The sequence below is a fragment of the Algibacter sp. R77976 genome, assembly GCF_044594645.1.
GTDB lineage: Bacteria > Bacteroidota > Bacteroidia > Flavobacteriales > Flavobacteriaceae > Algibacter_B.
Genome location: NZ_CP138989.1, coordinates 1,559,168 through 1,577,513 on the forward strand (window position 1 = coordinate 1,559,168; position 18,346 = coordinate 1,577,513).

Here is an 18,346-nt window from a genome sequence, read left to right on the forward strand (position 1 = left end):
TGTTTCATTTTATTGAGGCAGGTTTTTTTTATCTTTAGATTTTATTAAAAACACTTATGAAAAAAATATTGAGTCTTTTAGCTATAGTAATTATTTTAGGTTGTGGCGGACAAAAAAATATAATTGAGACTAATCCAGATTCAATAAAACCATTGGTCGGAAATACTGAAGAGCAAGCAACCAGAACGGCTTCAATTGTAAATAGTGAGGTTCATAATAATATTAGTTTAGAAGTTATTAAATCGAGCTTAGAGTATATAGCGTCAGATGAATTAGAAGGAAGAAATACAGGAAGTGAAGGTATTGAGAAAGCGGCGGTTTTTATTGAAAATCAATTCAAAACAAATAATATTAAACCTTATTTTGAAACGTATCGCGATAGTTTTAATATAAAAGAAATAATAGGTTACAATGTTATTGGTTATTTAGAAGGTAACGATCCAGAACTTAAAAATGAGTTTGTAATTCTGGGAGCGCATTACGATCATATTGGAACTGCAAAAGCGGTAAATGGAGATGTCATAGCAAATGGAGCTAATGATGATGCATCTGGTACGGTTGCCGTTTTAGAATGGGCAAAATACTTTTCAAAAACAAAAAGTAACAAGCGCAGTATTTTATTTACGTTGTTTTCAGCGGAAGAAATGGGCTTGAAGGGTTCGGAGCATTTAGCGAAAAGACTTAAAAAAGAGAATCTTGATTTGTATACCATGATTAATTTTGAAATGATTGGAGTGCCAAGAGCAGAACACGAAATAATGGCTTATATATCTGGTTACGAGAAATCTAATATGGCAGAAAAGTTAAATGCTTATGGTAGTGCAGAAATGATTGGTTTCTTTCCAAAAGCAAAATCATTTAACTTGTTTATGCGTTCGGATAATTATCCGTTTTACGATGCTTTTAAAGTGCCTGCGCATGCTATTTCAACGTTCGATTTTACTAATTTTGATTATTACCATCATGTAGATGATGAAGCAGATAAAATGGATTTTAATCACATGACAAATTTTATAAATAAAATGATTCCTGCTTTAGAAGGCATGATAAACGCTCCAACTAAAGTAATAAAAATGGACAATGAGTAAACACGTAATTATAACAGGAACAAGTAGGGGTATTGGTTTTGAGTTGGTACAACTATTTGCAAAAGCGGGACATAAAGTTTTAGCGCTTTCGCGGAATGAGAAGCCAATTAAAAGTTTGAACTTAGCTAATGTTACAGCGTTTTCTTTCGATTTGAATGATGCTAAAGCATATTGCGATGTCGAAGATTTTATAACTAAAGAATGGAAGCATGTAGATATTTTGATTAATAATGCAGGTGCTTTACTAAATAAGCCATTTGCAGAAATTACAATGGATGATTTTGAGGCTGTTTATAAAACTAATGTTTTTGGTGTTGCAGAATTAACAAGAAAAGTGATTCCTTTTATGGAAGCCAATAGTCATGTTGTAACTATAAGCTCAATGGGAGGTGTACAAGGAAGTATGAAGTTTCCTGGATTAGCGGCATACAGTTCTAGTAAAGCTGCTGTAATCACGTTAACAGAATTGCTAGCAGAAGAGTATAAAGAATCTGGAACTGCATTTAACGTTTTAGCATTAGGAGCAGTACAGACTGAAATGCTAGAAGAGGCTTTCCCTGGATATCAAGCACCAACTACAGCTTTAGAAATGGCAGAATATATTCTTGATTTTTCATTAAATGGAAATAAATATTACAATGGTAAACTATTACAGGTTTCAAATTCTACGCCTTAGTTTATGAGTAAATACAAATGCATTATTTTTGATTGCGATGGGGTTTTAGTAGATAGTGAATCTATTTCTACAGGTGTTTTGGTAGACATGGCTAATCAGTTAGGAGCTAATATGACGGTTGACGAAACTTTAAGGAATTTAAAAGGAACCTCATATCATTTTTGTGCTGAATATATTGCAAAGCGAATTAACGCACCGCTTCCGGTTAATTTTGAAATGGATTATCGAATTAATTCATTTGAAGCTTTTCGACAAAATTTAAAACTAATAAGTGGAGTTAGAGACGTTATTGAAAATTTAAAAATTCCATTTTGTGTGGCTTCAAGTGGGCCAGAAAATAAAATACGATTAAATTTAGATGTAACGGGGTTACTACCCTTTTTTGAAGGTAATATATTTAGTTGTTTTGCTATTAAAAAATGGAAACCAGAACCCGATATATTTCTTTGGGCAGCAGAAACTATGGGTTTTAAGCCCAATGATTGTTTAGTGGTTGAAGATAGCTTGTCTGGAGTAAAAGCAGCTAAAGCAGGAGGTTTTGATGTGTTTGGTTATACTGAGCATGATTACCACAATGAACTTGAAAAAGAAGCTACCAAAACTTTTGATTCCATGGATAAGCTATTAACAATGCTTAAGTTCTAATTAATTTGATTATTTATGTGAAATTAGTTTTTGAATGTTTTAACCTTGATAAATTCATAATTTTTCATACAAAATTGAATTTGTCAAGTGTTTAATTAAAAGAAATCTTATATTTTAGCAGTAATGCGAAAGGAGCTCCTAGAATATTTGCCTGCAAATGCCCAAACATTAGTTTTAAAGCTTTTAGAACAAGATAACTTGTTGGTGAAAGTTAAAGGAGAACGAAAAACTCGCCATGGAGATTACAGAAGTTTACCCAATGGGAAACATCAAATAACGATAAATTCTAATTTAAATTCGTATCGTTTCTTAATTACCTTGATACATGAAATTGCTCATTTTGAAGCCTACAAAGCTTACGGTAAATTTATAAAACCGCATGGTAAAGAGTGGAAACTTACATTTCAGCACTTAATGCTACCGTTTTTAAATCCAGATATTTTCCCAAATAAAACTTTACCCTTATTGGCTAAACATTTTAAAAACCCAAAAGCATCTAGCGATACAGATGCGCCTTTGGCCTTAGCCTTAAAGCAATTCGACGAACCTAATAATAAAACGTTTGTTTTCGAAGTACCTTTGGGAGAAATATTTAAATTGTATAATGGCAAAGTTTTTAAAATGGGTCAAAAACGTGTTAAGCGATATGAGTGTCAAGAGATAAAAACAGGGCGATTATACCTTTTTAATCCAAATGCTGAAGTAGAATTGATAAATTAAAAAACATGAATAAAAATTATTATGCCATACTAATGGCTGGAGGAGTAGGGTCTAGATTTTGGCCTATTAGCACACAAGATTTCCCTAAACAGTTTCATGATATGCTTGGAACTGGCGATACATTGATTCAAAAAACATTTCAACGTTTGTCTGATTTAATTCCAAAAGAAAATATTTTCATTTTAACTAATGAGCGTTACAACGACTTGGTTTTAGAGCAATTACCAGAAGTCGAGCAAAGACAGGTTGTTTTAGAACCAGCAATGCGAAATACAGCACCTTGCATCTTGTACGCTTCGCTTAAAATCCAAAAAGAAAACCCTGATGCACTCATGATTGTTGCGCCTAGCGACCATTGGATTGAAGATGAAAAAACATTTTCAAAAAATGTTAAACAGGCTTTCGATTTTTGTTCTAAAAATAATGCCTTAATGACTTTAGGCATTCAACCTACATTTCCAAATACAGGGTATGGTTATATTGAATTTGATAAGTCTTCCACGGAAGCGATTAAATCTGTAAATCAGTTTAGAGAAAAACCAGATTACCAGACAGCTAAAAGCTTTATAGAGCAAGGCAATTTTTTATGGAATGCAGGTATATTTATGTGGAGTGCAAAAACGGTTGTTGAAGCATTTCAAAACAATCAACCAGAATTATATAGCTTATTCGAAAAAGGGATATCTGTTTATAATACGGAATTTGAAGATGGTTTTATTAAAGATAATTATCCGAAAGCAGAAAACATATCTGTAGATTATGCCATCATGGAAAAATCAAGTAACGTTCAAGTCATTGCTGCAGAATTTGATTGGAATGATTTAGGAACTTGGGGTAGCTTATACGATAAATTAGATAAAGATGAATCTAACAATGCAGTAGTTAATGCAAGGACTTTAGCAGAAGATGCATCAGGAAATATGATACGAACTAAAAGCGATAAGATTGTTGTAGTTGACGGTATCAAAGATTACATTATTGTTGATAAAGACGAAGTTTTGCTTATCTTTCCTAAGTCAAAAGAGCAAGACATAAAGAAAACACTCCAACAAGTTAAAGATAAATTTGGAGAACAATATGGCTAATTATGAGCGATGAAAGTAAATTTAATTTTTCTGAAGAAGAACAACAACAGCAATTAGATAAAGATAAAGCTGTAGAAGAAAAAAAGGAAGCTGTAAGACAAGATGCTAAAGGGTTATTTGTTAGTGTTAGGACGTTTTTAAGCGAGCTTTTAGATTTTAGAGACGATACGGATAGAGATGCTACCATAGCTGCTATAAAAGGCGATATCTCCTTTAAAGGCGCGACAGCATGGATTTTAATATGTTCTATTTTTGTAGCTTCTGTTGGTTTAAATGCAGATTCAACAGCTGTAGTTATTGGTGCCATGTTAATTTCTCCATTAATGGGGCCAATTTTAGGTATTGGAATGTCTATTGCTATTAATGATATTGATACCTTAAGAAAATCGCTTATCAACTTAGCGATTATGATTGTTTTAAGTTTATTAACAGCGTATTTGTTTTTCGAATTTTTTCCGCTTGGAAATCAGGAAACTTCAGAATTACTGGGTCGTGTAAAACCCGATATTCGTGATGTACTTATTGCCTTTTTTGGTGGGTTGGCCTTAATTATAGCGCGAACAAAAAAAGGAACTATTGCCTCTGTAATATTTGGTGTTGCTATTGCTACCGCTTTAATGCCACCATTATGTACAGCTGGTTACGGGTTGGCACATGGTAATTGGTCTTATTTTTTAGGAGCCATGAATTTATTTACCATCAACACTATATTTATTGCTTTGGCAACCTTTATTGTGCTTAAGGTGCTTAGGTTTCCAATGCTTAAATATGCCAATTCTGCTAAACGAAGACGTATAGCAAGATTTGCAGCGTTAGTAGCCATTTTGGTAATGATATATCCTACTATTACCTTTTTAAGAGTATTGAAGAATAGTGGTTTTGAGAATGATTATAATAGTTTTATTGCTGACGAAGTAATTTCAAATAATGAACTTTGGCTTCAAAATGGAACATTAAATACTGACGACAAAAAAATCACGCTTTATTTTAATGGCGAAATTACAGAAGCTACCGAAGTTGATTTGCGTAACGAGTTAAAGCGATTCGATAAAATAAATGATTTTGAATTAGAAATAAGCGGTAATAAAAATAGGAGTATTGATAAAATTTCAGAAGCCTATGATAGAGCTATAGTAGAACTGGATAAAAAAGACAATATAATCTCTGGATTACAAAAAGAAATAAGCGAATTACAAGAAAATATTTCTGGACTTAATCAACAATTAGAAGCTCAAAGTGCTTCCGGTGGTATTCATTTTTCTACCTTGGCTAAAGATGCTAAAATAAGATTTAGTGATTTAGAATATTTTGGTTATGCTAAAATGCTTGAATCTAAAGATTTTATAAAAGTTGATACACTAACCGTTACTAATGTAAAATGGAAATCTTCAATTAATGATAGTATTGTTACAGTAAAAGAAGGCGAATTATTATCTTGGTTGAAACAAGAATTAAAAACGGATAAAATAAGAGTTAAAAGAAATTAATTTATTCATTTTCTTCAATATACATTTTACGTACTTTTTTGAATAAATTTGAAGAGTAAACAAAATCGGTAACCACTTCGTTATCGGTTTTAAAGATTGTTTTGTTTGAGCCTTCCCAGGCTTTTAATCCATTTTTTAAGAATACAATTTTTTCGCCAATTTCCATAACCGAATTCATGTCATGCGAGTTTATAACGGTCGTGATTTGATATTCTTCAGTTATTTCTTTAATTAAATTATCAATAACGATGGCTGTTTTTGGATCTAGTCCAGAGTTTGGTTCGTCACAAAACAAGTATTTAGGTTTGTTAACTATGGCGCGTGCAATAGCAACACGTTTTTGCATACCTCCAGAAGCTTCGCTTGGCATTTTATTATGGGCATCGTCAAGATTTACACGCTTTAAAACAAAGTCTACACGGTCTTCCATTTCGCTTTTACTTTGTTTAGTAAACATTTTAAGCGGGAACATTACATTTTCTGCAATGGTCATGGAATCGAATAATGCACTACCTTGAAATACCATACCAATATCGGCTCTTATATTTCTCTTTTCATCTTCAGAAAGCTGCGAAAATATATTGCCATCATATGAAATGCTACCTTCTTCATATTCAAATAACCCTAATAAGCATTTTAAAAACACCGTTTTTCCAGATCCGCTTTGACCAATAATAAGATTTGTTTTACCTTTTTCAAAAGTGGTGCTTATGCCTTTTAAAACTTCAATCTCCCCAAACGATTTATGTAAATTATTAACTTCTATCATTAGCTTAATAACATTTGGGTTAGGAAATAGTTTAAAATTATAATTACAACACTAGTCCAAACAAAAGATGTTGTACTTGCTTTACCAACCTCTAAAGCACCACCTTTCATATAATAACCATGAAAAGATGGTATGGTTGCCAAAACAAAAGCAAACACAAACGTTTTAATAAAAGCGTAAATAACATGAAAGGTTTCAAAATCTGTTTGAATACCAACATTATAATCTTCTAATGAGCTAAAACCTCCATAAACACAAGCCGCCATACCTCCTAGAATACCTAAAAACATGGCAATAGAAATTATAAAAGGGTAAAGTAACATGGATATGAATTTTGGAAACACCAAATAATTTAGAGAGTTAATACCCATAACTTCTAAGGCATCAATTTGTTCTGTAACTCGCATGGTGCCTATACTAGAAGTAATAAAAGACCCAACTTTACCTGCCATGATAATAGACATGAATGTCGGGGCAAACTCAAGTATAATAGATTGCCTTGTGGCAAAACCAACAAGGTATTTAGGAATTAATGGATTATCAATATTTAGAGCAGTCTGGATGGTAACTACACCACCAACAAAAAATGAAATAAAAGCTACAATACCAAGAGAACCGATAATTAAATCGTCAATATCTTTAAGTATCAATTGCTTCATTACCGACCATTTGGTAGGCTTACGGAACATTTCTGCAATCATTAAAAAGTAAGCTCCTATATTATGTAGGTATGTCATATGCAAATTTGTAATTGCTAAAGTAAAAAAAAGTTATGCCAATTTAACTTTAAATTTAAATTATGATGTTTTAAAAAACGTATTTTTGAATACAATAAATTTAATATCAAAATGAAGTATTTTTTATCCTTATTATTTGTTTTTTCTTTTACGGGACCCGTTTTGGCTCAAAATGAAAAACCTAAATTAGTTGTAGGTATTGTAGTTGATCAAATGCGATATGATTATTTAACCCGTTTTTATGATAAATATGGTGATGGTGGTTTTAAACGTATGATGAATGAAGGTTTTAATTGTAAAAATAATCATTTCAATTATGTACCAACTTATACAGGGCCGGGACACGCTTCAATTTACACGGGAACTACTCCCAAATATCACGGTATTATAAGTAATAATTGGTATGATAAGGAAACTAAAAAAACGGTGTATTGCGCTGGAGATGATTCTGTAATAGCTGTTGGTACAGATTCTGAATTAGAGCGTATGTCACCACATCGTATGAAAACAACAACTTTTGCCGATGAAAATAGGTTGTTTACTCAGTCTAAAGGAAAAACGATAGGTATCTCAATTAAAGATAGAGGTGCTATTTTACCTGCTGGTCATTCTGCAAATGCAGCTTATTGGTTTAGAGGAAAGACTGAAGGTTATTTTGTGTCAAGTTCTTACTATATGGAAAGTTTACCAAAATGGGTTAATAAATTTAATAAATCGAAAGTAGCAAGTTCATATTTGAAACCATGGAATACATTGTATGATATTTCAACGTATACAGAAAGTGGTGAAGATTTAAATGCTTTTGAAGGTGGTTTTAAGGGCAAGGAAACAGCAACGTTTCCCTATGATTTAAAAACATTATCAAAATTAAATGGGAATTTTGATATTTTAAAAGCAACACCTTATGGAAATAGTATTGTAGCAGATTTTGCTATTGAAGCTCTAAAAGCAGAACAACTAGGAAAAGACAATATTACAGATGTACTAACGGTAAGTTTTTCAAGCACAGATTATGTTGGACATAATTTTGGTGTAAACTCTAAAGAAATTGAAGATACTTATATCCGTTTAGATAAAGATTTAAAACGTTTTTTTGAAGCTTTAGATGCTCAGGTTGGTGTTGGTGAGTATACTGTGTTTTTAACTGCAGATCATGGTGCTGTAGATGTGCCGTCTTATTTAAAGACTTTAAAAATTCCTGCAGGATATTTGAATAAAACTGAGCGTAAACAACAATTTAACGCTTTTTTAATGAAAACCTATGGTACAATCGATGTTGTAGAAAACACGAGTAATAATCAAATTTTTCTAAATAAAGAGAAGTTAAAGGAGCTCGATTTAGACTTAAACGATGTGCAAAATACGATAGTGAACGAGCAAATTACTTATCCGCATATTTCTAAAGCATATACCGCAACAACAATGAGTTCTGTTAATTTTACTGATGGTATTGAAGCTTTATTACAAAAAGGCTTTAACCAAAAACGCTCTGGAGATATTATTCTGGTACACGACCCAGCCTATATCTCTTATGGGAAAACAGGGTCTACACATGGTAGTGGTTTAAATTATGATACGCATGTGCCTTTATTGTTTTTTGGAAAAGGAATACACAAAGGGAAAACATTAAAAAAGACTGAAGTTACAGATATCGCGCCAACTATATCGGCACTTTTAGGGATAAGTTTTCCAAATTTTGCAATAGGTAAACCTTTAGAATTTGTTTTAGAATAATGAATAAGCGTACGTTATCTTCTATTGTTGTTCTTATTATTGTTTTGTGTGTTTATGGGTATGAATATTTTTTAGGTGAAGAAGAAAAAGCCGAAATTATAACTGAAGGAAAAACAACTAAAAGCGATACAAACGAATACTTTTTACCAACAAGTACTACAGGTCAGGTTGTGCATCATGAAGGTTATTCGTTGTCTTATAATGAAAAACATGAGCAAGCTGAATGGGTTGCTTATGAGTTAAAGGAATCGCACTTGTCAAGCACCAACCACAAACGCCCCTATTTTGAAATAGATAAGGCCGTAAAAACAGGTGCTGCAAGTTGGAGGAATTATAAAAATTCGGGGTATGATCGTGGTCACCTTTGTCCGGCGGGAGATAGACGTTATACTAAACAAGCACACGACGAAACTTTTTTAACGAGTAATATTAGTCCGCAAGAGCATCAATTTAATGCTGGTATTTGGAATACCTTAGAACAGAAAGTAAGGTATTGGGCAAGAAAGTATGATGGCGTTTTTGTAGTTACAGGTGGCGTTTTGAATGGCAATATGAATGATATTGGAAGCGAACATGTTTCAGTTCCTAATCAATTTTATAAAGTGTTAATAGACACTAATTCTGGTGCAACTAAAATGATTGCATTTTTAATGCCTCATAAAGAATCTAAAAAACCTTTGTATGAATTTGTGGTTTCAGTTGATGAAGTAGAGGCTTTAACAGGCATTGACTTTTTTCCTGAGTTAGATGATGCTATAGAGAATAAATTAGAAGCTTCAAGTAGTTATAAAGGATGGAGTTTTAAATGATTTCTTACTTTTTGAGTTTACCTAAGATACCTTTCCAACGAAGATTTCTTATAAATCCACCTTCTTTTTTAGAAACTAAAAAATCAACTTTGTCTTTTTTTGCTTTAAAATAGCCGGCTATGTAATCTTTGAATAAAGAAAGACTTCCTTTCTTATAAGCTAATTTTAATGCCGAAATTAATGTAATCACAATTCCATAACGCATTTTGTACATGGCTTCTCCTTGCAAATATTTAGATGCTTTGTTATAGCTTATTCCAGTAGGTTTTAAGTGTTTTACATGTAAAGACTGGTCGGTTAAAATCTCCCAACCATAATATTTAGCGAGTAATTCATCAACGGTATCCCAACCCATTGAAGGTTTTAATTTTCCTATTTCAAGAAAGCAATCTTTTGTATAGGCTTTTAAAGCACCTCGTATATGATCTTTTCTAGTAAGGTTTTCTAAAACCCATTCCTCATTTTTTTCGATGTAACAAAAACCCGAAGCCATGCCAAGTTTTTTATTGGTATTAAAGTGAGAAGCTAATTGCTCTAAATAATTATCAGGAAAAATTAAATCGGCATCAAACTTACAGATCACATCATAATCATCATCTAAAACGTCATAACCTTTATAAAACGCCTTTATAATTTTTGAACCCGGTAAATGTTTGTTAGATGATTTATTGTTGATTAGATTGATATATGGATGCTTTTTCGTGTATGCCTCAACGACTGATTCAGTTTTATCAGTTGAGTTATCATTTACTACAACAACTTGTTTTGGCAAGAGTGTTTGCTTGGTTAGCGAATCTAAAGTTAGTCCAATAGAATCAGATTCGTTGTGAGCAGGAATGATAATATAGAAGTTCAATGCAGTAATACTAAATTGGTATAAGACGTAAAGTTAAACTCTTTCAGCATAAACAATGTAATATCGAGGTGTAAACCATCTTAAAATTGGTCTTATTCCAACTTTTTTAGTTGGATTGGTCCATTTTTGGCTATCAATAATTTTCCAACCTGCTTTTTCTAGTAGCCAGTCAAACTGCCAATCTTCAAATTCATGATAATGCCTATCTAGCATGTCTGTTTTGCTTCTATAAGCTGAAGAAAACCATAGTTTAAGAGGCACACTAGCTACTAATTTATTAGATTTTATAGATTTTAAAACTGTAAAAGGGGAGAGCAGGTGTTCGAAAATTTCGAATGCAGTTACAACATCAGCCTCAGACCCTTCAATTGTTGAGGTGTCAATATCTAAATCTTCGCCTTTCGTGTTTTCAACTTTGTAATCATGTTCAATCATAATTTTAGAAAAAGGATTCTTAACTCCTAAATCTAATATAGATTCAGAGTTTGAAACATGTTTTTCTAAAAATTCAATAGTGTGTTTAAAACGTTTATTCGGAAAGGTTTTCTCGTACATGATTATTGCTTATAAACAAAAGCATTAATATTCATGCCTGCGCCAACACTTGCAAAAATTATAACATCACCTTTATTAATTTCTTGCTGGTCAATGCCTCCATTTAAAACTAAATCGTATAATGTTGGAATTGTTGCCACACTTGAATTGCCTAATTTACCAATGCTCATTGGCATAATGCCTTCTGGCATGTCCATATCGTAAAGGTTATAAAAGCGCTTAACAATGGCTTCGTCCATTTTTTCATTGGCTTGATGTATCAATACTTTTTTAACATCAGAAACAGGGATGCCACTATTCTCAAGACAAGCTTTCATAGCTAATGGAACATTTGTTAAGGCAAACTCATAAATTTTGCGTCCATACATTTTTATGTAACGGCGGTCTTCTTTTATTTCTGGCTTATTTGTTTCACCAAAGTATATGTAATGGGCTTCATCAAAAGCATATGTAGCCGCTTCATGAGCTAATATACCACCCTTGTCTTCTGTTGCTTCAACCACTACAGCTCCAGCGCCATCACTATAAATCATAGAATCTCTATCATGAGGATCTGTAATTCTAGACAAAGTTTCAGCACCAATAACTAGACATTTTTTTGCAATACCAGCTTTTATAAACGCATGGGCTTGAATAACACCCTGAACCCAACCTGGGCAACCAAAAAGTAAATCGTATCCAACACATTTTGGGTTTTTAATCCTAAGAAGATGTTTTACTCTTGAGGCAATACTTGGTACAGTATCACTTTGAATGCTATCATGTCTAACATCACCATAATTATGAGCAACTATAATGTAGTCTAAATCCTCACGGTTAATATTAGCATTTTCAATGGCTTTCTCGGCTGCAAAAGAGGCCATGTCTGAGGTGTTTAAATGCGCCTTTGCATAACGACGTTCATTAATACCTGTTATCGCTTTAAACTTCCTTACAATAGTTTCGTTAGGGGCTTTTATAGTAGAACCATCACTATTTAAAAACTCATGATTGTAGAAGTCTTCATTTTTTTCAATGTTTTCTGGGATGTAACTTCCTGTGCCAGTAATTTTTATATTCATAAAAATAGAAATTTACTATTAGTATTATGCGTGCATACAAAATTAAGCAGATTTTAGTTAATAGCTATTAGTATTTTATTATAAATTACGACGTTCAACAGATTTAATTATGCATCCGCATAAGCTTCAATTGGTACGCATGAACAAATTAAGTTTCTATCGCCGTATGCATCATTAACACGTCTAACACTTGGCCAAAATTTGTTGTTTCTTACATAGTCTAATGGAAACGCAGCTTTTTCGCGAGAATATGGGAAATGCCATTCGTTTGCCGTTATCATATCTAGTGTGTGAGGTGCATTTTTTAATACATTATTGCTATCGTCTTTTGATACGTTGTCTATTTCCTTTTTTATTGAAATCATAGCATCACAAAAACGGTCTATTTCAGCTTTGCTTTCACTTTCAGTTGGTTCAATCATTAAGGTTCCAGCTACTGGGAATGATACCGTAGGTGCATGAAATCCATAATCCATTAATCGTTTTGCAATATCAGTAACTTCAATGCCATTAGCTTTAAAAGGACGACAATCTACAATCATTTCATGTGCTGCACGACCACGTTCACCAGAGTACAAAGTATCAAAATTTCCGTGAAGTCGCTGTTTGATATAATTAGCATTTAAAATGGCAATTTTAGTAGATTCGGTTAAGCCTTCTGCTCCAAGCATTTTAATATATCCATATGAAATAAGACACGCTAAAGCTGAGCCAAATGGAGCTGCTGAAATTGCTGTAATAGCCTTGTCTCCACCGGTCTTTACTAAAGGATTTCCTGGTAGAAATGGTACAAGTTGTTTTGCAACACAAATAGGGCCAACACCTGGACCACCCCCGCCATGTGGTATTGCGAAAGTTTTGTGTAAGTTAAGGTGACACACATCGGCTCCAATATTACCAGGGTTTGTTAAGCCAACTTGAGCATTCATATTAGCACCGTCCATGTAAACTTGTCCGCCGTTGTCATGAATAATTTGTGTGATTTCTTTAATAGCAGATTCATAAACACCATGAGTAGATGGGTATGTTACCATTAAAGCAGAAAGATTGTCTTTATGTAATTCGGCTTTTTGGCGTAAATCATCTACATCAATATTACCTTCTGCAGTCGATTTAGTAACTACAACTTTCATTCCTGCCATAACAGCACTTGCAGGGTTGGTTCCATGTGCAGACGAAGGAATTAAGCAAATATTTCTATGATGGTCATTACGAGATTCGTGATACGCTTTTATAACCATTAACCCAGCAAACTCACCTTGAGCTCCAGAGTTAGGTTGTAAAGATGTGGCAGCAAAACCAGTAATTTCAGTTAATTGATCTTCTAATTCTTTTAAAACAGTTAAATAGCCTTTTGCTTGTTTTAAAGGTGCAAAAGGATGAATATTTCCCCATTTAAACCAACTTAATGGAAGCATTTCTGAAGCTGCATTTAATTTCATGGTACAAGAGCCAAGTGAAATCATTGAATGATTTAACGCTAAATCTTTACGTTCTAAAGATTTAATATAGCGCATTAATTCTGTTTCAGAATGATAGGTGTTAAAAACAGGTTCCGTTAAGAAATCAGATTGTCTTTGTATAGATTCTGAAATATTATTGGCTGGTTTAATATCAGTAATTATAATCGTGTCTTTTTTAGCAGCTTCAGCAAAAACAGCAATCAAATAATTAATATCTCGAATAGCTGTGGTTTCGTTAATAGAAATTGTAACTGTTTTAGAATCTGGATAAAATAAATTAACCTTCTTTAGTATTGCTATTTTTTTAATTTTCTTAGCTTTCGTTTTTATTTGAAGCGTATCAAAATAAGAGGTGTTTATTTGTTTGTACCCTAATTTGTCGAGTGCATTTGCTAAAGCAGCGGTTTTATTATGCACCTTGTTGGCTATGAATTTTAAACCTTTCGGGCCATGATAAACACCGTACATACTTGCCATAACGGCCAATAATACTTGAGCAGTACAAATATTAGAAGTGGCTTTGTCTCTTTTAATATGTTGCTCTCTAGTTTGTAAAGCCATGCGTAAAGCGCGGTTATCATTGGCATCTTTAGTAACACCTATAATACGACCAGGTAAATCACGTTTATAAGCTTCTTTAGTGGCAAAATATGCGGCGTGCGGACCACCGTAACCCATAGGGATTCCAAAACGTTGTGTAGTTCCAACAACCACATCGGCACCAAATTCGCCAGGGGCTTCTAATTTTATTAAACTTAAAATATCGGCTGCAACAGCAACTTTAATTCTAGAGTTGTTTGCTTGACTTATAAATGATTTTATGTCTGTAATTTGCCCGTCTTTTCCTGGGTATTGTAAAATGGCACCAAAAAATTCTTCCGAAAAATCAAAAGCTTCTTCATTCCCGATAACCAATTCTATTCCTATTGGAGTTGCTCTAGTTTGTAATAATGATAAAGTTTGTGGCAATATATTTTTAGAAACAAAAAACTTATTAATACCTGCTTTTTTCTGATCGCGTTCTCTTACTGCGAAAAGTAAACTCATCGCTTCTGCCGCTGCAGTACTTTCATCAAGTAAAGAGGCGTTGGCAATTTCCATTCCAGTTAAATCTATAACCATTGTTTGGAAATTCAATAAGGCTTCCAGTCTACCTTGGGCTATTTCTGCCTGATATGGTGTATATGCTGTATACCAACCTGGGTTTTCAAGAATGTTTCTTTGTATAACTGCGGGCAGAATAGTAGGATGATAACCTAAACCTATATACGTTTTGTAGGCCTTGTTTTTTTTAGATAAGTCATGAATATGCAATAAATACTCATGTTCCGTCATTGGTTCATCTAAATTCAAACCATTTTTTAAACGAATATCGTCAGGGATAGTCTCATAAATTAGCTCATCTAAAGAGTCTAAACCTATAGCGTTCAACATTAGTTTTTGGTCGTTATCTCTAGGGCCAATATGACGCAAAGCGAAAGCATTTGTATTCATTAAGCAAAAATTTATTATATAATCCGCAAAAATACGTAATATTTGATGTGTTTTATTGAGCGATTTGGAAAGTTTTTAACTATTCAAGAACGTTATCAACACTTTAATTACTTTTGCAAAATGAGGTTTTTTAAACAACTTGTTGGTTTTTATATAAACAGTAGTATTCATGTAGCTTTATCTGTGTTTTCATTGAGTTGGATTACATTGCTAACACTAGGTTTAAATTATACCGAACCTGTATTATATTTTGTTTTTTATGCTTCGATTACTGGGTATAATTTTGTGAAGTATTTTGGTATTGTTAAGTTTCGTCATAGGCAATTGGCAAATTGGCTCAAATCGATTCAAATCCTATCTTTCATATGCTTTATTTTAATGTGCTATTATGGGTTTTATTTAGAGTTTTATACTCATGTTTTTATTGTCTGCTTAGCAATATTAACTGTATTATACGCCATTCCTTTTCTTCCAAAAGGAAATGATAGTTTAAGAAGTGTTAGTGGATTAAAAGTGTTTGTTATAGCTGTAGTTTGGGTAGGAGTAACAGTTTTTATTCCATTAATTAATTCAGATTATCATATTAACACAGATGTAATTATACTTGGTATACAAAGGTTTTTATATGTTCTAGTATTAATGATTCCTTTTGAAATAAGGGATTTGAAATATGATAACCTGAAATTATTGACTATTCCTCAGAAACTAGGAGTGGCAAAAACAAAAACATTAGGTATAGTGTTGTTGTTACTATTCTTTTTGTTAGAGTTTTTAAAAGATGAAACGAATAAAAGTATAATGGTTACATTACTAATTGTTTCAATAATAACGATGTTATTTGTAGTTTTTAGTAAAACTGAACAGAATAGATATTATTGTTCTTTTTTTGTAGAAGGATTGCCTATCGTTTGGCTGGTGTTATTGCTAATTCTTAATTAGAAATCTCTTTTAAAACTCTATTCATTTCTTTTTTCATGGCTTCCTTACATTCGGGATCTAAGCACTCAACTTCCGATTTTTTAATAGTTTTAGTAAGTAAAGCATTGTTTTTAGTATATTTTCTGCACGCTTTACAGTATATTAAATGTATGCTTAGTATTATTTTTTCCCATAAGGTAGCATCATCGTATTGTGTTTTATCACAAACATGATTTGCTTCATTGCAAGGCATTATAAATTTTATCTTACTCATACTAAAACCAATTTTCTTTCAAACAATCTGCCATGGCGGTACGTGCTCTATGGACTATTACCCAAAGGTTAGACGCTGTAATATTTAATTCATTACAAATTGCTTCAGTTTCATGGCCAAGAATTGTTTTCATTTTAAAAACATCTGATTGTTTTTGAGGTAATTTACCCAAACAATTATATATAGCCTCTCCTAATTCGTTGTTTTCTAATGTGTCTTCGGCGGTTTTGTCAAAAGGATCTGCAACACGCTCCTCTAACCAATCGCCCTCACTTTCACTATCATTATAGTTAATTCTTACTTCTGCTTTACCTTTGTTAGAATTAATTTTTCTGTAGTGATCTATTATTTTTCGCTTTAAAATTGAAATTAGCCAAGTGCGTTCGCTAGCTTCTCCCTTAAAGTTTTTCATAGATTTTAAACCTGCTAAAAAAGTGTCCTGAACCAAATCTTGAGCTTTTTCTCTATCATTAACACGCGAGATAGTGTAGTTAAAGAGGTAATCAGAATAAAGGTCAATCCATTTATTAGGATCAATAAGGTGATTAGGCATTAATGATACAAATTTATTTGAAATTCAAAAATAAGCTAAAAAAATGATTTTTTTAGTGTTTTGTATCAAGTCTGTTTATTTAGTTGCAGAAATAATATAATATCCAAAACTTTTCATGTGTAATCCTGAGAGTAATGCATAAAAAGATCCTTTTAAGTTGTGCAAACTTTCTCTTTTAAGGCTTTTTGTGTTCACTAATTGTTTTAATACGAAACTTATAATTGTAAATGGCACGTGTAAAACAGAAGGTGCAACTCTAAAAGAAGCATTTTCAATTTTAATTTCAGCAAAGCCTTGATGTTTTAGTTTTTCTATAATATTCTCAATAGTTTCTAGTTTTTTTAAACTCCAATGGTTGCAAAGTTTGTTATAAGCGTAATGACTTCCATAACAAAGTTGAGATGGTTGTTTTTTTAAAAACGCATCGGCAATTACAAGTTTGCCTTTTGGTTTAAGTACTCTATAAGCTTCTTTTATTGAAGTTTTACTGTGTCCAGAATGGCAAAAACTTTCTATAGCTATTGCGGCATCAAAGGTATTTGTTGAAAATGATGTGTTATTATAATTTTCTTTTAGAATAGTACCGTTGTAACCTTTTAATAATTCATTTCCTTTTTTAGTTTGAAACTCAGATAATGTTACCCCAAAAGCAGCAAGATTTTTGTTTTTCTTTAAGGCATATCGCATGGTGCCACCCATACCGCAACCTAAATCGGCCAATGCTTTGTTGTCTTTGGTAATATTTAAACGCTTAATAACCTGATTGTTCATTTCGTTAAGCATGGTGTCTCTTTTAAAAACGTTGGTTTTAAAAGGAATAAAATAGCCAAAATGCATATTAAAATCGCTGCTCCAGACTTCGTAGTCTTCGGTCGCTTCATTATAGAAATCAATCATTTCTATACGATTATTTTCTTTATCTCTAGTTAGGTTTATTGTTGTTGCTTTCATGATTTTATATATTTATAAAATGACTTAAATTGTAAACTAATAACCATGTATATACTATTGCGAATAGCGTAAATAATGTATTCATAAAATAACTACCAATTTTAAAAATGGTTTGTTTTGGTATGTTATACATAGGGTAATAAGCTATTTGAGTTGCTACTTTTCCAACCCAGTAGGCTGCAATTAATCCAGTTAATGCAATGGCTAAATTGGTGTGGTTTTTTAAATCGTTTGGTAATAAAATGGCAATTAAACCAAAAGAAAAATTTAAACCTTGAATGTATCTTCCGTACGTTTTCGCTATCTCTTGATTAAGAGGTTTTAATTGTTTTACATCATTATACCAATCAAAAACTTTATGACGGATATATGGATAGATTAATGCTGTAAATATTTGACCGCATCCTCCAAGGATGATTAGCCAATTAGGGATTTGTGTTTTCATTTTTATTATTTTTAAACTTTCAGAAA

Annotated in this window: 19 protein-coding genes; 9 read left to right on the top strand and 10 right to left on the bottom strand. The window is 32.5% G+C overall.

Annotated elements, in window-relative coordinates:
- Positions 1-56: 56 nt before the first annotated feature.
- The 6 genes from SJY43_RS06735 (at position 57) to SJY43_RS06760 (ending at position 5,701) form a co-directional block, all read left to right on the top strand.
- The gene (locus SJY43_RS06735) at positions 57-1,088 is read left to right on the top strand and encodes a M28 family metallopeptidase (RefSeq protein WP_396603081.1); all 1,032 of its coding nucleotides are present in this window, start codon (positions 57-59) and stop codon (positions 1,086-1,088) included.
- The gene (locus tag SJY43_RS06740; protein WP_396603082.1) at positions 1,081-1,764 is read left to right on the top strand and encodes an SDR family NAD(P)-dependent oxidoreductase; all 684 of its coding nucleotides are present in this window, start codon (positions 1,081-1,083) and stop codon (positions 1,762-1,764) included. Before SJY43_RS06735 ends, SJY43_RS06740 begins: the two co-directional genes overlap by 8 nt.
- Before the next feature lie 3 nt (positions 1,765-1,767).
- Positions 1,768-2,409: an HAD family hydrolase gene (locus SJY43_RS06745; protein ID WP_396603083.1), complete on the top strand. Its 642-nt coding sequence runs from the start codon at positions 1,768-1,770 to the stop codon at positions 2,407-2,409.
- Positions 2,410-2,532: 123 nt separating this feature from the next.
- Positions 2,533-3,129, top strand: coding sequence for a SprT-like domain-containing protein (locus tag SJY43_RS06750; protein WP_396603084.1), 597 nt, complete (start codon positions 2,533-2,535; stop codon positions 3,127-3,129).
- Positions 3,130-3,134: 5 nt separating this feature from the next.
- A complete protein-coding gene (locus tag SJY43_RS06755) occupies positions 3,135-4,214 on the top strand; it encodes a mannose-1-phosphate guanylyltransferase (protein WP_396603085.1) in 1,080 nt (359 codons plus the stop codon).
- Between the two features lie 2 nt (positions 4,215-4,216).
- Positions 4,217-5,701 carry a DUF389 domain-containing protein gene (locus tag SJY43_RS06760; protein ID WP_396603086.1) on the top strand — a complete coding sequence of 495 codons (1,485 nt, stop codon included), beginning with the start codon at positions 4,217-4,219 and terminating at the stop codon, positions 5,699-5,701.
- Between the two features lies 1 nt (position 5,702).
- Here SJY43_RS06760 and SJY43_RS06765 read toward each other — a convergent pair whose 3' ends face one another.
- Together SJY43_RS06765 and SJY43_RS06770 are read right to left on the bottom strand one after the other, a co-directional pair.
- Positions 5,703-6,470 carry an ABC transporter ATP-binding protein gene (locus tag SJY43_RS06765; protein ID WP_396603087.1) on the bottom strand — a complete coding sequence of 256 codons (768 nt, stop codon included), beginning with the start codon at positions 6,468-6,470 and terminating at the stop codon, positions 5,703-5,705.
- Entirely contained in the window at positions 6,470-7,207 is a 738-nt protein-coding gene (locus tag SJY43_RS06770; RefSeq protein ID WP_396603088.1) for an MlaE family ABC transporter permease, read from the bottom strand. The genes SJY43_RS06765 and SJY43_RS06770 overlap by 1 nt, the downstream gene beginning before the upstream one ends.
- 111 nt (positions 7,208-7,318) lie before the next feature.
- On the opposite strand from SJY43_RS06770, the gene pafA reads away from it, so the two are divergent.
- Together pafA and SJY43_RS06780 are read left to right on the top strand one after the other, a co-directional pair.
- Complete coding sequence (gene pafA, locus SJY43_RS06775) at positions 7,319-8,941, top strand: alkaline phosphatase PafA (protein WP_396603089.1); 1,623 nt, start codon at positions 7,319-7,321, stop codon at positions 8,939-8,941.
- The gene (locus tag SJY43_RS06780) at positions 8,941-9,750 is read left to right on the top strand and encodes a DNA/RNA non-specific endonuclease (RefSeq protein WP_396603090.1); all 810 of its coding nucleotides are present in this window, start codon (positions 8,941-8,943) and stop codon (positions 9,748-9,750) included. The genes pafA and SJY43_RS06780 overlap by 1 nt, the downstream gene beginning before the upstream one ends.
- 4 nt (positions 9,751-9,754) lie before the next feature.
- Here SJY43_RS06780 and SJY43_RS06785 read toward each other — a convergent pair whose 3' ends face one another.
- The 4 genes from SJY43_RS06785 to gcvP all read right to left on the bottom strand — a co-directional run bounded on the left by SJY43_RS06785 (position 9,755) and on the right by gcvP (position 15,179).
- Positions 9,755-10,606 (bottom strand): glycosyltransferase family 2 protein, encoded by an 852-nt coding sequence (locus SJY43_RS06785; protein ID WP_396603091.1) that lies wholly within the window; start codon positions 10,604-10,606, stop codon positions 9,755-9,757.
- Between the two features lie 33 nt (positions 10,607-10,639).
- Positions 10,640-11,161: a methyltransferase gene (locus SJY43_RS06790; RefSeq protein ID WP_396603092.1), complete on the bottom strand. Its 522-nt coding sequence runs from the start codon at positions 11,159-11,161 to the stop codon at positions 10,640-10,642.
- A gap of 2 nt (positions 11,162-11,163) precedes the next feature.
- Positions 11,164-12,222, bottom strand: a complete 1,059-nt coding sequence (locus SJY43_RS06795) for a 3-oxoacyl-ACP synthase III family protein (protein WP_396603093.1) — start codon at positions 12,220-12,222, stop codon at positions 11,164-11,166.
- A 107-nt stretch (positions 12,223-12,329) separates the two neighbouring features.
- Positions 12,330-15,179 carry an aminomethyl-transferring glycine dehydrogenase gene (gene gcvP / locus SJY43_RS06800; RefSeq protein WP_396603094.1) on the bottom strand — a complete coding sequence of 950 codons (2,850 nt, stop codon included), beginning with the start codon at positions 15,177-15,179 and terminating at the stop codon, positions 12,330-12,332.
- A 120-nt stretch (positions 15,180-15,299) separates the two neighbouring features.
- Between gcvP and SJY43_RS06805 the strand changes: the two genes are divergently transcribed.
- Positions 15,300-16,118 (top strand): hypothetical protein, encoded by an 819-nt coding sequence (locus tag SJY43_RS06805; RefSeq protein ID WP_396603095.1) that lies wholly within the window; start codon positions 15,300-15,302, stop codon positions 16,116-16,118.
- Here the strand turns inward: SJY43_RS06805 and SJY43_RS06810 are convergent.
- From SJY43_RS06810 to SJY43_RS06825, 4 genes are all read right to left on the bottom strand, one after another.
- A complete protein-coding gene (locus SJY43_RS06810) occupies positions 16,111-16,371 on the bottom strand; it encodes a hypothetical protein (protein WP_396603096.1) in 261 nt (86 codons plus the stop codon). The two genes, SJY43_RS06805 and SJY43_RS06810, sit on opposite strands and share 8 nt — an antisense overlap.
- Position 16,372: 1 nt before the next feature.
- On the bottom strand, positions 16,373-16,924 hold the full coding sequence (locus tag SJY43_RS06815; protein ID WP_396603097.1) for a sigma-70 family RNA polymerase sigma factor: 552 nt from the start codon (positions 16,922-16,924) through the stop codon (positions 16,373-16,375).
- 75 nt (positions 16,925-16,999) lie between these two features.
- The gene (locus tag SJY43_RS06820) at positions 17,000-17,875 is read right to left on the bottom strand and encodes an SAM-dependent methyltransferase (protein WP_396603098.1); all 876 of its coding nucleotides are present in this window, start codon (positions 17,873-17,875) and stop codon (positions 17,000-17,002) included.
- Positions 17,876-17,879: 4 nt separating this feature from the next.
- The gene (locus SJY43_RS06825; protein WP_396603099.1) at positions 17,880-18,320 is read right to left on the bottom strand and encodes a hypothetical protein; all 441 of its coding nucleotides are present in this window, start codon (positions 18,318-18,320) and stop codon (positions 17,880-17,882) included.
- Positions 18,321-18,346 lie beyond the last annotated feature (26 nt).

Excerpts from the sequence above, each read along its gene's own strand:
- SJY43_RS06825 (WP_396603099.1), bottom strand. The coding sequence starts at position 18,320 with ATGAAAACACAAATCCCTAATTGGCTAATCATCCTTGGAGGATGCGGT.
- SJY43_RS06740 (WP_396603082.1), top strand. The coding sequence starts at position 1,081 with ATGAGTAAACACGTAATTATAACAGGAACAAGTAGGGGTATTGGTTTT.
- SJY43_RS06765 (WP_396603087.1), bottom strand. The coding sequence starts at position 6,470 with ATGATAGAAGTTAATAATTTACATAAATCGTTTGGGGAGATTGAAGTT.
- SJY43_RS06795 (WP_396603093.1), bottom strand. The coding sequence starts at position 12,222 with ATGAATATAAAAATTACTGGCACAGGAAGTTACATCCCAGAAAACATT.
- SJY43_RS06815 (WP_396603097.1), bottom strand. The coding sequence starts at position 16,924 with ATGCCTAATCACCTTATTGATCCTAATAAATGGATTGACCTTTATTCT.
- SJY43_RS06790 (WP_396603092.1), bottom strand. The coding sequence starts at position 11,161 with ATGTACGAGAAAACCTTTCCGAATAAACGTTTTAAACACACTATTGAA.
- SJY43_RS06820 (WP_396603098.1), bottom strand. The coding sequence starts at position 17,875 with ATGAAAGCAACAACAATAAACCTAACTAGAGATAAAGAAAATAATCGT.
- gcvP (WP_396603094.1), bottom strand. The coding sequence starts at position 15,179 with ATGAATACAAATGCTTTCGCTTTGCGTCATATTGGCCCTAGAGATAAC.
- SJY43_RS06770 (WP_396603088.1), bottom strand. The coding sequence starts at position 7,207 with ATGACATACCTACATAATATAGGAGCTTACTTTTTAATGATTGCAGAA.
- SJY43_RS06780 (WP_396603090.1), top strand. The coding sequence starts at position 8,941 with ATGAATAAGCGTACGTTATCTTCTATTGTTGTTCTTATTATTGTTTTG.
- SJY43_RS06755 (WP_396603085.1), top strand. The coding sequence starts at position 3,135 with ATGAATAAAAATTATTATGCCATACTAATGGCTGGAGGAGTAGGGTCT.
- SJY43_RS06735 (WP_396603081.1), top strand. The coding sequence starts at position 57 with ATGAAAAAAATATTGAGTCTTTTAGCTATAGTAATTATTTTAGGTTGT.
- SJY43_RS06805 (WP_396603095.1), top strand. The coding sequence starts at position 15,300 with ATGAGGTTTTTTAAACAACTTGTTGGTTTTTATATAAACAGTAGTATT.
- SJY43_RS06750 (WP_396603084.1), top strand. The coding sequence starts at position 2,533 with ATGCGAAAGGAGCTCCTAGAATATTTGCCTGCAAATGCCCAAACATTA.
- SJY43_RS06760 (WP_396603086.1), top strand. The coding sequence starts at position 4,217 with ATGAGCGATGAAAGTAAATTTAATTTTTCTGAAGAAGAACAACAACAG.
- pafA (WP_396603089.1), top strand. The coding sequence starts at position 7,319 with ATGAAGTATTTTTTATCCTTATTATTTGTTTTTTCTTTTACGGGACCC.
- SJY43_RS06745 (WP_396603083.1), top strand. The coding sequence starts at position 1,768 with ATGAGTAAATACAAATGCATTATTTTTGATTGCGATGGGGTTTTAGTA.
- SJY43_RS06810 (WP_396603096.1), bottom strand. The coding sequence starts at position 16,371 with ATGAGTAAGATAAAATTTATAATGCCTTGCAATGAAGCAAATCATGTT.